Raw genomic sequence first — 13,244 nt, 5'->3', positions numbered from 1 at the left:
GTCAGGTACAACGAAACAGCGTCGGATGCTCATTTACGGTCGGTAAATTCCGCATCCTCGGCTGTTCACGCCCTGCTCAGCGCTCTTGACGCAGACTCTTAGCAGTCCAGTGGATTGCGTTTTTCAGGATCGATGCCGAACTTGGCGATGGCTTCCGCCACGACTTTAGGTTCGATATCGCCACGATCAGCCAAGGCTTCCAGGGCTGCCAGCACAACGAAGTTACGGTCGACTTCAAAGAAGTGACGCAGCTTCTTGCGGCTGTCGCTACGGCCGAAGCCGTCGGTGCCCAGAACTTTGTATTCCTTGGTTGGAACCCACTGACGGATCTGGTCAGCGAACAGCTTCATGTAGTCAGTCGATGCGATGACCGGACCCTTGCGACCGTTGAGGCACTGCTCGACGTAGCTCAGCTCTGGTTTCTGGCCAGGGTGCAGGCGGTTGCTGCGCTCTACGGCCAGACCGTCGCGACGCAGTTCGTTGAAGCTGGTAACGCTCCAGACGTCTGCACCGATGTTGAACTCGTCACGCAGGATCTTCGCCGCTTCGCGAACTTCACGCAGGATGGTGCCCGAGCCCAGCAACTGGACGTGGTGCGCCGCTTCCTTGGTGTCTTCTTCGAGCAGGTACATGCCCTTGATGATGCCTTCTTCCACGCCAGCCGGCATTGCAGGCTGAGCGTAGGACTCGTTCATCACGGTCAGGTAGTAGAAAACGTCCTGTTGTTCTTCGAACATCAGGCGCATGCCTTCGCGGATGATGACTGCCAGCTCGTAACCGTAAGTCGGGTCGAAGGTGCGGCAGTTCGGGATGGTCGAAGCCAGAATGTGGCTATGACCGTCTTCGTGCTGCAGACCTTCACCGTTCAGCGTGGTACGACCGGCGGTGCCGCCGACCAGGAAGCCACGGGTGCGGCTGTCGCCAGCGGCCCAGGCCAGGTCACCGATACGCTGGAAACCGAACATCGAGTAGAAGATGTAGAACGGAATCATCGGCTGGTTGTGGTTACTGTACGACGTACCGGCCGCGATGAAGGAGGACATGGCGCCTGCTTCGTTGATGCCTTCTTCGAGGATCTGGCCTTTCTTGTCTTCGCGATAGAACATCACTTGTTCTTTATCGACTGGCTCGTAGAGCTGGCCGACGGACGAGTAGATGCCCAACTGGCGGAACATGCCTTCCATACCGAAAGTACGGGCTTCGTCCGGAATGATCGGAACGATGCGCTGACCGATTTCCTTGTCCTTGACCAGTTGCGTCAGGATGCGCACGAACGCCATGGTGGTGGAGATTTCGCGGTCGCCTGAGCCATCCAGAATAGCCTTGAGGGTATCCAGTGGCGGAGTCGGCAGGCTGAAACTCTTCGCACGGCGCTGCGGCACGAAACCACCCAATGCGGCGCGACGCTCGCTCAGGTAACGGGCTTCTGCGCTGCCTTCTTCCGGCTTGTAGAACGGCAGGGCTTCGAGTTCGGCGTCCTTGATCGGGATGTCGAAACGGTCACGGAAGTGACGCAGGCTGTCGACGTCGACCTTCTTGGTGTTGTGCGCGGTGTTTTTCGCTTCACCGGCGCCAGTGCCATAACCCTTGATGGTCTTGGCCAGAACCACGGTCGGTTGACCCTTGTGGTTGACGGCTTCGTGGTACGCCGCGTAGACCTTGTACGGGTCGTGACCGCCACGGTTGAGCTTCCAGATCTCGTCGTCGGACAGATCGGCAACCATGGCCTTGAGTTCAGGCGAGTTGAAGAAGTGCTCGCGAACGAACGCGCCGTCTTTTGCCTTGTAGTTCTGGTATTCGCCGTCGATGACTTCGTCCATACGACGTTGCAGGATGCCGTCGACGTCCTTGGCCAGCAGTGGGTCCCAGAAACGGCCCCAGATGACTTTGGTCACATTCCACTGGGCGCCGCGGAACACGCCTTCCAGTTCCTGAATGATCTTGGCGTTGCCGCGAACCGGGCCGTCGAGGCGCTGCAGGTTGCAGTTGACGACGAAGATCAGGTTGTCGAGCTTCTCGCGACCGGCCAGAGCGATAGCGCCCAGGGATTCCGGCTCGTCGGTCTCGCCGTCACCCAGGAAGCACCAGACTTTCTGCTTGCCTTCCGGGATGTAACCGCGGTGCTCCAGGTACTTCATGAAGCGTGCCTGGTAGATCGCCTGGATCGGGCCAAGGCCCATGGACACAGTCGGGAACTGCCAGAAATCTTTCATCAGCCAAGGGTGTGGATAAGACGACAGGCCCTGGCCGTCGACTTCCTGACGGAAGTTGTTCATCTGGTCTTCAGTGATGCGGCCTTCGAGGAACGCACGGGCATAGACGCCTGGCGATGCGTGACCCTGGAAGTAGATCAGGTCGCCGCCGTGTTCGTCGGTCGGTGCCTGGAAGAAGTAGTTGAAACCGATGTCGTACAGCGTGGCACTGGAGGCAAAGCTCGAAATGTGACCGCCCAGATCCGGGTCGTTCAGGTTCGTTTTCACAACCATGGCCAACGCGTTCCAGCGTACCAGCGAGCGAATGCGGCGTTCCATGAACAGGTCGCCAGGCATGCGTGCTTCGTGGGTGACCGGAATCGTGTTGCGATAAGGCGTGGTGATGGCGTAAGGCAACTGTGAGCCACTGCGGGTGGCCAGTTCGCCCAGACGGGTCATCAGGTAGTGAGCACGGTCTTCGCCTTCTTTGTCGAGAACCGATTCCAGGGCGTCCAGCCATTCCTGGGTTTCGACGGGATCGAGGTCTTGCATGGCTTGCTCCAGGGCGGAAAGGCTTCCAGAATCGGTTGCCTGAGTTTGCGACTGGCCTTGTGGGCAGACGACATAAATTCTTGGATTACCGGAGGTGGTATTCCGGCGGCGTGTAGTTTTACTACAAATCGGCGACTATTTCAGCCCTCCGAGTGAGTGACCCAGTAGTAAAACTACAGCGAAGCGACCAAAACGCTCCTGTTGTGTTGTGAGATAAAACGTTACTGTTGATTGGTATCGAATGCGTTGCAGTGAAAAAGCAGATTTTTATGCTTCTAAATCGTTTTTTCCAGCAATTTATAACCTTTGTTCGACAAACGGCGGTGGCAGATGAATCTTGCAGTCATGGCGGGTAGCCCTTTGCACGCCGATCAAGGATAGACCATGAGCCTACCTTCACTGGCCGATTTCCCGGCCATCCTGCTGCCGCTTATTACCCGTGCACAACAGACATTTCGTACAGCGCTCGCCGACTTGTCTGCTGATGCAGTGGCCTCGTTCGAAGCCTGGCCCGAGCCGCGCCGCAAGGCCTTCGACCGGGTATGTGCTGCCAGCGACTTCGTCACCGAACAAGTATGTCGCGACCCGCAGATGCTGCTGCAGCTGGCCGAGTCAGGCGAGCTGGAGCGTAGCTTCTCGGTAGGAGAACTGCGCGAACAAATTGCCGATGCGCTACGCCCGGCTGCCACCGATGAGGAACTGGGGCGTAATCTACGTCGTCAACGGGCACGCCAGCAAGTACGGATTATCTGGCGAGACCTGACGCGTCAGGCAGACCTGATCGAGACCTGTCGCGACCTTTCGGAAATGGCCGATGGCTCCATTGATCTTGCGTATCACTGGTTGTACGAACGCCATTGTCAGCTGTTGGGCACGCCCACTGGCCGACGTACGGGCCAGCCTCAGCATATGGTCATCCTGGGGATGGGCAAACTGGGTGCCGTCGAGTTGAATCTTTCTTCTGATATCGACCTGATCTTCGGTTATCCGGAAGGCGGGGAAACAGTCGGGGTCAAGCGACCGCTGGATAACCAGGAGTTTTTCATCCGTCTGGGGCAGCGTCTGATCAAGGCGCTGGACCCGGTGACGGTCGACGGTTTTGTCTTTCGCGTCGACATGCGCCTGCGTCCGTACGGGTCTTCAGGTGCGCTGGTGCTGAGCTTCAATGCTCTGGAGCAGTATTACCAGGATCAGGGACGGGACTGGGAACGCTACGCGATGATCAAGGCGCGTGTGGTCGGTGGCGACCAGGTGGCAGGCGCAGAGCTTCTGGACATGCTGCGTCCGTTCGTCTATCGCCGCTACCTGGACTTTTCGGCCATCGAAGCGTTGCGCACGATGAAGCAGCTGATCCAGCATGAGGTCAAGCGCAAGGGTATGGCCGAGAACATCAAGCTCGGCGCGGGCGGTATCCGGGAAGTCGAGTTTATCGCGCAGGCCTTTCAACTGATTCACGGTGGGCGCGACCTGAGCCTTCAGCAGCGTCCTTTGTTCAAAGTACTCAAAACCCTCGAAGGGCAGGGTTACCTGCCAGCCGCCGTGACCGAAGAGCTGCGGGAAGGTTATGAGTTTCTGCGTTACACCGAGCACGCCATTCAGGCCATCGCCGACCGTCAGACGCAAATGCTCCCGGACAACGAGCAGGACCAGGCGCGTATTGCACTGATCATGGGCTTTGCGGACTGGGCAAGCTTCCACGAGCGACTCATGCACTGGCGCAGTCGAGTGTCGTGGCATTTCCGTCAGGTCATAGCCGATCCGGACTCTGACCCCGATGATGAGCAGGAAGACGACAGTGAAGTCATCGTGGGCGGCGAATGGCTGCCATTGTGGGAAGAGTCTCAGGATGAAGAAGCCGCAGAGCGCCAGTTGGTGCAAGCGGGGTTTGTCAATGCCGGTCAGGCGCTCAAGCAATTGGCCAGTCTGCGCAGTAGCCCCAACCTGCGTTCGATGCAGCGTCTGAGCCGCGAGCGGCTGGATGCTTTTATCCCGCGGTTGCTGGCCCAGGCGGTGGAGCATAAAAAACCTGATCTGGTGCTGGAGCGTGTGTTGCCGCTGGTGGAGGCGGTCGCTCGTCGTTCGGCCTATCTGGTGTTGCTCACGGAAAATCCGGATGCCCTGCGCAGGCTGCTGACCCTGTGCGCGGCCAGCCCGTGGATTGCCGAGCAGATCGCTCGCTTCCCGCTGCTGCTTGATGAACTGCTCAACGAAGGCCGGCTGTTCAACCCGCCGCTTGCGCCTGAATTGGCCGCTGAGCTGCGTGAGCGTTTGATCCGCATTCCCGAGGACGACCTGGAACAGCAGATGGAAGCGCTGCGGCATTTCAAGCTGGCCCATAGCCTGCGGGTGGCTGCGTCCGAGATTTCCGGCAGCCTGCCGTTGATGAAAGTCAGCGATTACCTGACCTGGCTGGCCGAAGCCATTCTGGAGCAGGTGCTGGCACTTGCCTGGCGCTACAGCGTGGCACGTCACGGCACGCCGTCACGTCCGGACGGCACACTGTGTGATCCGGGTTTTGTGATTGTCGGTTACGGCAAGGTCGGCGGCATAGAGCTGGGCCACGGCTCGGATCTGGACCTGGTTTTCATCCATGACGGTGATCTGCAGGCAGAAACCGACGGTGCGAAGCCAATCGACAGCGCGCAATTCTTCACCCGTTTGGGGCAACGCATCATCCATCTGCTGACGGCACAGACCAACTCCGGTCAGCTCTATGAAGTCGATATGCGCTTGCGTCCGTCCGGTGCGTCCGGGTTGCTGGTCAGTTCACTGGGTGCGTTTGCCCGCTATCAGGACAAGGAGGCCTGGACCTGGGAGCATCAGGCGCTGGTCCGTGCGCGCGTACTGACCGGCAGTGCCGATGTGGGGCAGGGGTTCGAGCGTGTACGCGCCGATGTACTGGGCCGTGAGCGGGATCTGGACACGCTTCGCGTCGAGGTCAGCGAGATGCGCGCCAAAATGCGCGACAACCTGGGCACCCGTCTCACAGCGGCCGGACGATCAGCCAATGCCTTCGAAGCCTCAATGCCGTTCGACCTCAAGCAGGACGCCGGTGGTATCGTCGATATCGAATTTATGGTGCAATACGCGGCCTTGGCATGGTCCCGAGAGCATCCGGTCCTGCTGCAGTACACCGATAACGTTCGTATTCTGGAAGGGCTGGAAGAGGCCGGATTGTTGCCTGATGCGGATGCCAGTCTGCTGCGCGAAGCCTATAAGGCGTACCGTTCGGCCGCGCACCGTCAGGCCTTGCAGAAGCAGGCAGGCGTTGTCAGTGGCGATCAGTTTCATGCTGAGCGGCGTGAGGTTATGCGAATCTGGGCGCAGATGGGGTTGAGTTGACGCGTTGCGACAAGGCATGCCGACTAGAGGTGCATTGTCGTGAGGCATGAAGCGCCCTGAAGGTGCTTCAGGTAACGCTATATAAAGCTATGACAGGGAGGCGACAGGTTGTGTGGGAACGTCACGCAACCTGATCGGCCTCCCTGATCGTTTCTGGTCGTTTTTGGATGGAACATGAATATTCTCATCGTTGGGCCTAGCTGGGTCGGTGACATGGTGATGGCGCAAACGCTGTTTCAGTGCCTGAAGCAGCGTCATCCCGAGTGCGAAATCGATGTGCTGGCCCCGGAATGGAGCCGTCCGTTGCTTGAACGGATGCCTGAAGTTCGTGCGGCACTCAGCTTCCCGCTGGGGCATGGCGCGCTTGAACTGGCAACCCGTCGCCGGATCGGCAAGTCGTTGGTCGGCCAGTACGATCAGGCCATTCTGCTGCCCAACTCGCTCAAGTCGGCGTTGGTGCCCTTCTTTGCGGGTATCGCCAAGCGTACCGGCTGGCGCGGCGAGTTCCGTTACGGTTTGCTCAACGATGTCCGTACGCTCGACAAGGATCGCTATCCGTTGATGATCGAGCGCTTCATGGCGCTGGCGTTCGACAAAGGTGCCGAGCTGCCGAGGCCCTATCCGAAGCCCAGTCTGCAGATCGACCCGACCACCCGCGACGCCGCGCTGAGCAAGTTTGGTCTGGCCCTGGATCGTCCGGTACTGGCGCTGTGCCCAGGAGCTGAATTTGGTGAGTCCAAGCGCTGGCCAGCCGAGCACTACGCTCAGGTCGCCGAGGCCAGGATTCGCCAAGGTTGGCAGGTCTGGCTGTTCGGCTCGCAGAAGGACCACCCGGTCGGTGAAAGCATCCGTGAATACCTGATCCCGGGCCTGCGTGAAGAGTCCACCAACCTCAGCGGGCAGACATCGCTCGCCGAAGCCATCGACCTGCTGTCGTGTGCCGACTCGGTCGTGTCCAATGATTCTGGCCTGATGCATGTGGCCGCTGCGCTGAATCGTCCGCTGGTGGCCGTCTATGGCTCCACATCGCCGGGCTTTACACCGCCGCTGGCAGACGAGGTCGAAATCGTTCAACTGGGCATCGAGTGCAGCCCGTGTTTCGATCGTACCTGCCGTTTTGGTCACTACAACTGCATGCGCCTGCTGGAGCCGAACACCGTGATTCAGGCGCTTGGTCGCTTGGGCAGCACGCCGGTCGAGGTCGTCTGATTTTGCGGGTACTGCTGATCAAGACGTCTTCGCTGGGCGACGTCATTCATGCCATGCCAGCCCTGACCGATGCAGCGCGCGCCTTGCCCGGCATCCGCTTCGATTGGGTGGTCGAGGAAGGTTTCGCCGAGATTCCTGCCTGGCATCCGGCGGTCGATACGGTCATCCCGGTGGCGATCCGGCGCTGGCGCAAGAACCTGTGGCAGACCTTCAGGTCCGGCGAATGGCGTCTTTTCAAACATCGCGTGCGCGAGCAGCGCTACGATCTGGTGATCGATGCCCAGGGCCTGTTCAAAAGTGCCTGGTTGACGCGCTATGTGGACGCTCCGGTCGCCGGACTGGACAGTGAGTCGGCCCGTGAGCCTGTCGCCAGCCGCTTTTATGATCAGCCTCATTCGGTGGCACGCGACCAGCATGCCGTCGAGCGATTGCGACAACTGTTTGCCAAAGCGCTGGATTATCCGCTGCCTTCCGGGATCGGCGACTATGGTCTGAACAAACCAGTCACTCACGACTCGACAGCCACCGCGCCGTATGTGCTGTTTCTGCATGGCACGACGTGGGCCACCAAACACTGGCCTGAACTGTACTGGCGCCAGTTGGCCGAACTCATGGCGGCACGTGGGCTTCAGGTCCGGCTGCCGTGGGGCAACCCCGCTGAGAAAGCCCGCGCCGAGCGCATTGCCGAGGGGCTGGACAACGCTCAGGTGCTGCCGAAGCTGAACCTGGCCGGGGTGGCCGGTGTACTGGCCAGTGCTCAGGCATGTGTGGCGGTGGACACCGGCATCGGTCATCTGGCTGCGGCGCTGGACGTTCCGACCATTTCGCTGTTCGGGCCGACCAATCCCGGCCTTACCGGCGCCTACGGCAAATCCCAGGTGCATCTGGCCAGCGATTACCCGAGCTGCGTGCCGTGTCTGCAAAAGAAATGCACCTACCAACCGACGGCTGAGGATCAGCGCCGGTTTGACCTGAAACGCGAGTGGCCTCCATGCTTCACTCGCTTGAATCCCGAGCGAGTAGCGGGCCAACTGGGCACGCTGTTGCTGGCAAAGGAACCTGGCTGATGCAACTGGCTTTCGTACTGTACAAATATTTCCCGTTTGGCGGCCTGCAGCGTGATTTCATGCGCATTGCGCTTGAGTGTCAGCAGCGCGGCCATCAGATTCGCGTCTACACCCTGATCTGGGAAGGCGATGTGCCGCCCGGCTTCGAGGTGCTGGTCGCGCCGGTCAAGGCATTCTTCAATCATCGCCGTAATGAAAAACTCAGCGCCTGGATGGAAGCCGACCTGGCCAAACGCCCGGTCGACCGTCTCATCGGCTTCAACAAGATGCCGGGTCTTGATGTGTATTACGCGGCCGACGGCTGCTTTGAAGACAAGGCTCAGAACCTGCGCAGCCCGCTGTACCGCAAATGGGGTCGTTATCGCCATTTTGCCGATTACGAGCGTGCTGTCTTCGCAAGAGATGCGAAAACCCAGGTACTGATGATCTCTGAAGTGCAGCAGCCCTTGTTCATCAAGCATTACGACACCCCACTGTCGCGCTTTCACTTGTTGCCACCGGGCATCTCGCCAGACCGTCGGGCACCACCCGATGCCGCCGACATCCGTGCGGGCTTTCGCAAAGAGTTCGGCCTGGCTGAAAACGACTTGTTATTGGTGCAGATTGGCTCTGGTTTCAAGACGAAGGGCGTGGATCGCAGCTTGAAAGCATTGGCGGCTTTGCCTGCTGAACTCAAGAAGCGTACACGCCTGTTTGTAATCGGTCAGGACGACCCCAAAGTATTCCAGTTACAGAGCGCGGCACTGGGCTTGGGCGATCAAGTGACCTTCATGAAAGGGCGCAGCGACATCCCGCGCTTTTTGCTGGGCGCCGACATGCTGATTCATCCGGCCTACAACGAAAACACCGGGACTGTCCTGCTCGAAGCATTGGTGGCGGGGTTGCCCGTCCTGGTCAGCGCTGTGTGTGGGTATGCCCATTACATTGCCGAAGCCGATTGCGGTCGTGTGCTGGATGAGCCGTTCGAACAGGCTCAGCTCAATCGCTACCTGACCAGCATGCTCCAGGACGATGCGGCACGCAGTGCGTGGGGCCGAAACGGTCTGGCGTTTGCCGATTCAGCGGACCTTTACAGCATGCCGCAACACGCTGCAGACGTAATTCTGGCGGAGCACTATCAATGAAGCTGTTCCTTGCTGAACCATTCAAAAGCCTATGGGCGGGTCGCGATGCGTTCGCCGAAGTCGAGGGCCTGAACGGTGAGGTCTACCGCGAACTCGAAGGGCGTCGCACCTTGCGCACCGAAGTGAATGGCCGTGGCTATTTCGTGAAAATTCACCGTGGCATCGGCTGGGGCGAAATCGCCAAGAACCTGGTGACTGCCAAACTGCCGGTACTGGGCGCGGGCAAGGAATGGGACGCGATTGAGCGGCTGCACCAAGTGGGCGTGCCTACCATGACCGCTGTGGCCTATGGCGAGCGTGGCAGCAACCCGGCTGCGCAACATTCTTTCATCGTGACCGAAGAACTCGCACCCACCACCAGCCTCGAAGACGTCAGCCTCAATTGGCGCAGTGAGCCTCCCGAGCCGCGTCTGAAGCGTGCCTACATCGCCGAAGTCGCACGCCTGGTCGGCATGATGCACCGGGCCGGGGTCAATCACCGTGACTGCTACATCTGCCACTTTCTGTTGCACACCGACAAACCGGTCACGCCTGACGATTTCAAACTGTCGGTCATCGACCTGCACCGTGCTCAGACACGTCGGGTGATCACGCCTCGCTGGCGTAACAAGGACCTGGCTGCGCTGTATTTTTCGGCACTGAACATCGGTCTGACCCGGCGCGACAAACTGCGGTTTCTGCAAGGCTACTTTCAGAAGCCGTTGCGAGAAATATTGACTCGGGAAGCCGCGCTGCTGAGTTGGCTGGATAAGAAGGCCGAAAAATTGTATCAGCGCAAATTGCGATATGGAGACGCGCTCTGATGGCGGGTTGGAATCTGGAGCCGGAGTATGCATTTCTAGCTGAGGACTTCGGTGATCTGGACGCAGTATTTGCCTTGCAGGGCGAGCGCCTGACACGTGACCCGCTGTCCGAAGTGATCAGGGTCGAGCGTGGCGGGATCAACTATTACGTCAAGCGTTACGTCGGTGCGGGCAAGGGCCTGCGTCGTTACCTGGGCAGGCCGAGGGTCAAGTCCGAGTGGCAGAACCTCAAGCGGTTTGCCAAGTGGGGCATACCGACCGCTGAAGTTGTGGCCTGGGGGCTGGAGCGCAAGGGCGCAGCCTACGATCGCGGCGCACTGATTACCCGCGAATTGCCATCGACCGAAGACATGTCGGCGTTGGCACTGCGCAAGGACCCGTTGCTGACGGACCGTGGCTGGGTAGACGGCATCAGCCGCCAGCTGGCGTCCTACACGCGGATCATGCACGACAACCACTTTGCGCATAACGATCTGAAGTGGCGCAACCTGCTGGTGGACGACCATGCGCAGCTATTCTTCATTGACTGCCCCAACGGTGCATTCTGGTGGGGCTTCATGCTGCGTTACCGGATCACCAAAGACCTGGCATGCCTGGACAAGGTTGCCAAATATCACCTGTCAGCCACACAGCGGCTGCGTTTTTATCTTCAGTACCGCCAGCGAGCGCGTCTGAACGCGTCTGATAAAAAACGCATTCGTCATGTAGTGAGCTTTTTCGAGGGGCGCGAATGAGCGTTTTCATCGCCAGCGCCGATCGGCCCTTGCTTGAGCGTCAGGGCCTGACTGATTTCGAGTCGCTGTGGAACTTGAACCTGGAAGCCGTCGACGAGCCCAATACCGGGCGCGGTGGCTGGAGCAGCGTATTTCGTCTCGACCTTGAAGGGCAGGGGTTTTACCTCAAGCGCCAGAGCAATTACCTGACCCACACGCTGCATCATCCGTTTGGCGAGCCTTCGTTCTCCCGTGAATTTCGTAATATCAGCCGCTATCAGAAACTCGGGATACCTGCGTTGCAGGCGGCGTTTTATGGCGAGCTGAAAGTCGACAGCGAACGTCGGGCCATTCTGATGACACGTGCCTTGGACGGCTGGACCGATCTGGACGAGCTGTTGCAGCACTGGGGCGATCTGGATGCCGGGCGGCGGATAGCCATTCTGCATGCCTGTGGTCGACTGGCGCGCACGCTGCACGGCGCGGGTCAGATTCATGGGTGTTTCTACCCCAAGCACATCTTTCTTCAGTCCGATCAGGACAGCTATCAGGCACAGCTGATTGATCTGGAGAAGACTCGCCCGGTCATCTTTGGTCAACGTGACCTGATCAAGGACCTGGAGCCTTTACTGCGCCGTGCGCGCATGTGGAGTGAAACCGAGCAGCGCGAGCTGCTGGCGGCCTACCTTCATACCAGTGCCGACAGCCCGCAGGTGGATGCCTGGAGCGCGCGTCTTGGCAAGCGAGGCCAGCATAAACGAGACCTTCAACACCGCGACCAGAAAGAGACCCGCTGATGCGTTTGTCTGAACTCAAGAACGCCGGACGCAAGCCCGAGCTGCCCATGAGCCTGACCCTGGCTGACGCAGCGGGCTCTGCCGAGCTGCAATTGCTGAACCTGCTGCGAGTGTTGCCAGGGCAGCGATACGTTGGCGCCGGCGTCTGGCGCGGCCGGCCGGTGCTGGCCAAATTGCTGGTTGGCAACAGGGCGCCCCGGCACTTTCAACGTGAACTGGCGGGTGTCCGTCTGCTGGCCGGGCAGGGCCTCAAAACGCCGCTGTTGCTGGCCGACGGTTTGCAGGACGGCGAAGGCGGCTGGCTGCTGTTTGAATTTCTTGAACACGCTCCGAGCCTGGGCGATGCCTGGACAGATCTGCAACATCTGCAACCGTTGGCTGACGAACAGCAAGCGGTGCTCGGCGAGGCGCTGTCTGCCATTGCCGGGTTGCACGCCAAAGGCCTTTGGCAGGAAGACCTTCACCTGGACAACCTGCTGCGCCACAACGGTCATCTGTACTTGATTGACGGTGCGGGCATCCGTGCCGAGCAGGCCGGGCAGCCGTTGTCGCGCCAGAAAGTGCTGGAAAACCTCGGCGTGTTCTTTGCCCAGTTGCCGCGTGCATTCGAACCGTTTACCGAAGAGCTGCTGGTGCATTACCTGATGAGCAACGCCGAGCATGGTTTGCCGCTGGAAGCGCTGCAAAAGCAGATCGACAAGGTGCGCGCGTGGCGTTTGAAGGACTTTCTGGACAAGACCGGGCGTGACTGCAGTCTGTTCAGTGTTCAGGACAAGGCGTCAGGGTTTACGGCGGTCCGTCGCGAAGAAGAGGCCGCTATGCTGCCGGTGCTGGAGCAGGCGGACGCGTTGCTGGATCGGGGGCATTTGTACAAGACCGGTGGTGCTGCCAGTGTCGGGCGTGTCGAGATCAATGGCCGTACGCTGGTGATCAAGCGCTACAATATCAAGGATTTCGCCCATTGGCTAAAGCGTTTCTGGCGGCCAAGCCGTGCCTGGCATTCATGGCGCGAGGCCAATCGTCTGATGTTTCTGGGCATTGCCACACCCAAGCCTCTGGCTGTGCAGGAGCAGCGTGTACTGGGTTTGCGCCGCAAGGCGTATCTGGTGACCGAATTTCTGCCGGGTCCTGACATCATTGAGCGCTTTGCGCCGTTCGTGGACAGCGCAGAGGTGCCTGAGGTCGAGCTGCAGGCACTGGACAGACTCTTCGAACAGTTGATCCATGAACGCATCAGTCACGGCGATTTCAAGGGGCACAATGTGTTCTGGCATACAGATCGTTGGGCATTGATCGATCTGGATGCCATGCAGCAGCACACGTCTCAGGCTTCGTTCATGGTCGCCTTTGCCCGCGATCGCGCACGTTTCATGCGTAACTGGCCGGTAGACAGTGCGCTGCACCGGATGCTTGAGCAGCGCCTGCCAAAGGGTGAGACGGCCTGA

9 protein-coding genes are annotated in these 13,244 nt (G+C 59.5%); 8 read left to right on the top strand and 1 reads right to left on the bottom strand.

The window, feature by feature from the left end; all coding sequences use genetic code 11:
* Positions 1-98: 98 nt before the first annotated feature.
* The gene (gene aceE / locus KDX37_RS15535; RefSeq protein WP_231653567.1) at positions 99-2,744 is read right to left on the bottom strand and encodes a pyruvate dehydrogenase (acetyl-transferring), homodimeric type; all 2,646 of its coding nucleotides are present in this window, start codon (positions 2,742-2,744) and stop codon (positions 99-101) included.
* A 384-nt stretch (positions 2,745-3,128) separates the two neighbouring features.
* Between aceE and glnE the strand changes: the two genes are divergently transcribed.
* The 8 genes from glnE to KDX37_RS15495 all read left to right on the top strand — a co-directional run bounded on the left by glnE (position 3,129) and on the right by KDX37_RS15495 (position 13,244).
* Positions 3,129-6,086 carry a bifunctional [glutamate--ammonia ligase]-adenylyl-L-tyrosine phosphorylase/[glutamate--ammonia-ligase] adenylyltransferase gene (gene glnE / locus KDX37_RS15530; protein WP_231653566.1) on the top strand — a complete coding sequence of 986 codons (2,958 nt, stop codon included), beginning with the start codon at positions 3,129-3,131 and terminating at the stop codon, positions 6,084-6,086.
* Positions 6,087-6,260: 174 nt separating this feature from the next.
* Positions 6,261-7,295: a lipopolysaccharide heptosyltransferase II gene (gene waaF, locus KDX37_RS15525; RefSeq protein ID WP_231653565.1), complete on the top strand. Its 1,035-nt coding sequence runs from the start codon at positions 6,261-6,263 to the stop codon at positions 7,293-7,295.
* Between the two features lie 2 nt (positions 7,296-7,297).
* The gene (waaC, locus tag KDX37_RS15520; RefSeq protein WP_231653564.1) at positions 7,298-8,362 is read left to right on the top strand and encodes a lipopolysaccharide heptosyltransferase I; all 1,065 of its coding nucleotides are present in this window, start codon (positions 7,298-7,300) and stop codon (positions 8,360-8,362) included.
* Positions 8,362-9,486: a glycosyltransferase family 4 protein gene (locus tag KDX37_RS15515; protein WP_231653563.1), complete on the top strand. Its 1,125-nt coding sequence runs from the start codon at positions 8,362-8,364 to the stop codon at positions 9,484-9,486. The genes waaC and KDX37_RS15515 overlap by 1 nt, the downstream gene beginning before the upstream one ends.
* Positions 9,483-10,289, top strand: a complete 807-nt coding sequence (gene rfaP / locus KDX37_RS15510; RefSeq protein ID WP_231653562.1) for a lipopolysaccharide core heptose(I) kinase RfaP — start codon at positions 9,483-9,485, stop codon at positions 10,287-10,289. The genes KDX37_RS15515 and rfaP overlap by 4 nt, the downstream gene beginning before the upstream one ends.
* Positions 10,289-11,023: a lipopolysaccharide kinase InaA family protein gene (locus tag KDX37_RS15505; protein ID WP_231653561.1), complete on the top strand. Its 735-nt coding sequence runs from the start codon at positions 10,289-10,291 to the stop codon at positions 11,021-11,023. Before rfaP ends, KDX37_RS15505 begins: the two co-directional genes overlap by 1 nt.
* Positions 11,020-11,799: a lipopolysaccharide kinase InaA family protein gene (locus tag KDX37_RS15500; RefSeq protein ID WP_231653560.1), complete on the top strand. Its 780-nt coding sequence runs from the start codon at positions 11,020-11,022 to the stop codon at positions 11,797-11,799. The genes KDX37_RS15505 and KDX37_RS15500 overlap by 4 nt, the downstream gene beginning before the upstream one ends.
* The gene (locus KDX37_RS15495; RefSeq protein WP_231653559.1) at positions 11,799-13,244 is read left to right on the top strand and encodes a lipopolysaccharide kinase InaA family protein; all 1,446 of its coding nucleotides are present in this window, start codon (positions 11,799-11,801) and stop codon (positions 13,242-13,244) included. The genes KDX37_RS15500 and KDX37_RS15495 overlap by 1 nt, the downstream gene beginning before the upstream one ends.

Origin of the sequence: Pseudomonas californiensis (assembly GCF_021147775.1) — a bacterium.
Lineage (GTDB): Bacteria > Pseudomonadota > Gammaproteobacteria > Pseudomonadales > Pseudomonadaceae > Aquipseudomonas > Aquipseudomonas californiensis.
Note: the sequence above shows the minus strand (reverse complement) of the source record. Positions and strands in the feature narration are given on the sequence as shown.

What these genes read in the sequence shown, in the direction of transcription:
- KDX37_RS15515 (WP_231653563.1), top strand. Translation starts at nt 8,362, where the DNA reads ATGCAACTGGCTTTCGTACTGTACAAATATTTCCCGTTTGGCGGCCTG.
- glnE (WP_231653566.1), top strand. Translation starts at nt 3,129, where the DNA reads ATGAGCCTACCTTCACTGGCCGATTTCCCGGCCATCCTGCTGCCGCTT.
- KDX37_RS15505 (WP_231653561.1), top strand. Translation starts at nt 10,289, where the DNA reads ATGGCGGGTTGGAATCTGGAGCCGGAGTATGCATTTCTAGCTGAGGAC.
- waaF (WP_231653565.1), top strand. Translation starts at nt 6,261, where the DNA reads ATGAATATTCTCATCGTTGGGCCTAGCTGGGTCGGTGACATGGTGATG.
- aceE (WP_231653567.1), bottom strand. Translation starts at nt 2,744, where the DNA reads ATGCAAGACCTCGATCCCGTCGAAACCCAGGAATGGCTGGACGCCCTG.
- KDX37_RS15495 (WP_231653559.1), top strand. Translation starts at nt 11,799, where the DNA reads ATGCGTTTGTCTGAACTCAAGAACGCCGGACGCAAGCCCGAGCTGCCC.
- rfaP (WP_231653562.1), top strand. Translation starts at nt 9,483, where the DNA reads ATGAAGCTGTTCCTTGCTGAACCATTCAAAAGCCTATGGGCGGGTCGC.
- KDX37_RS15500 (WP_231653560.1), top strand. Translation starts at nt 11,020, where the DNA reads ATGAGCGTTTTCATCGCCAGCGCCGATCGGCCCTTGCTTGAGCGTCAG.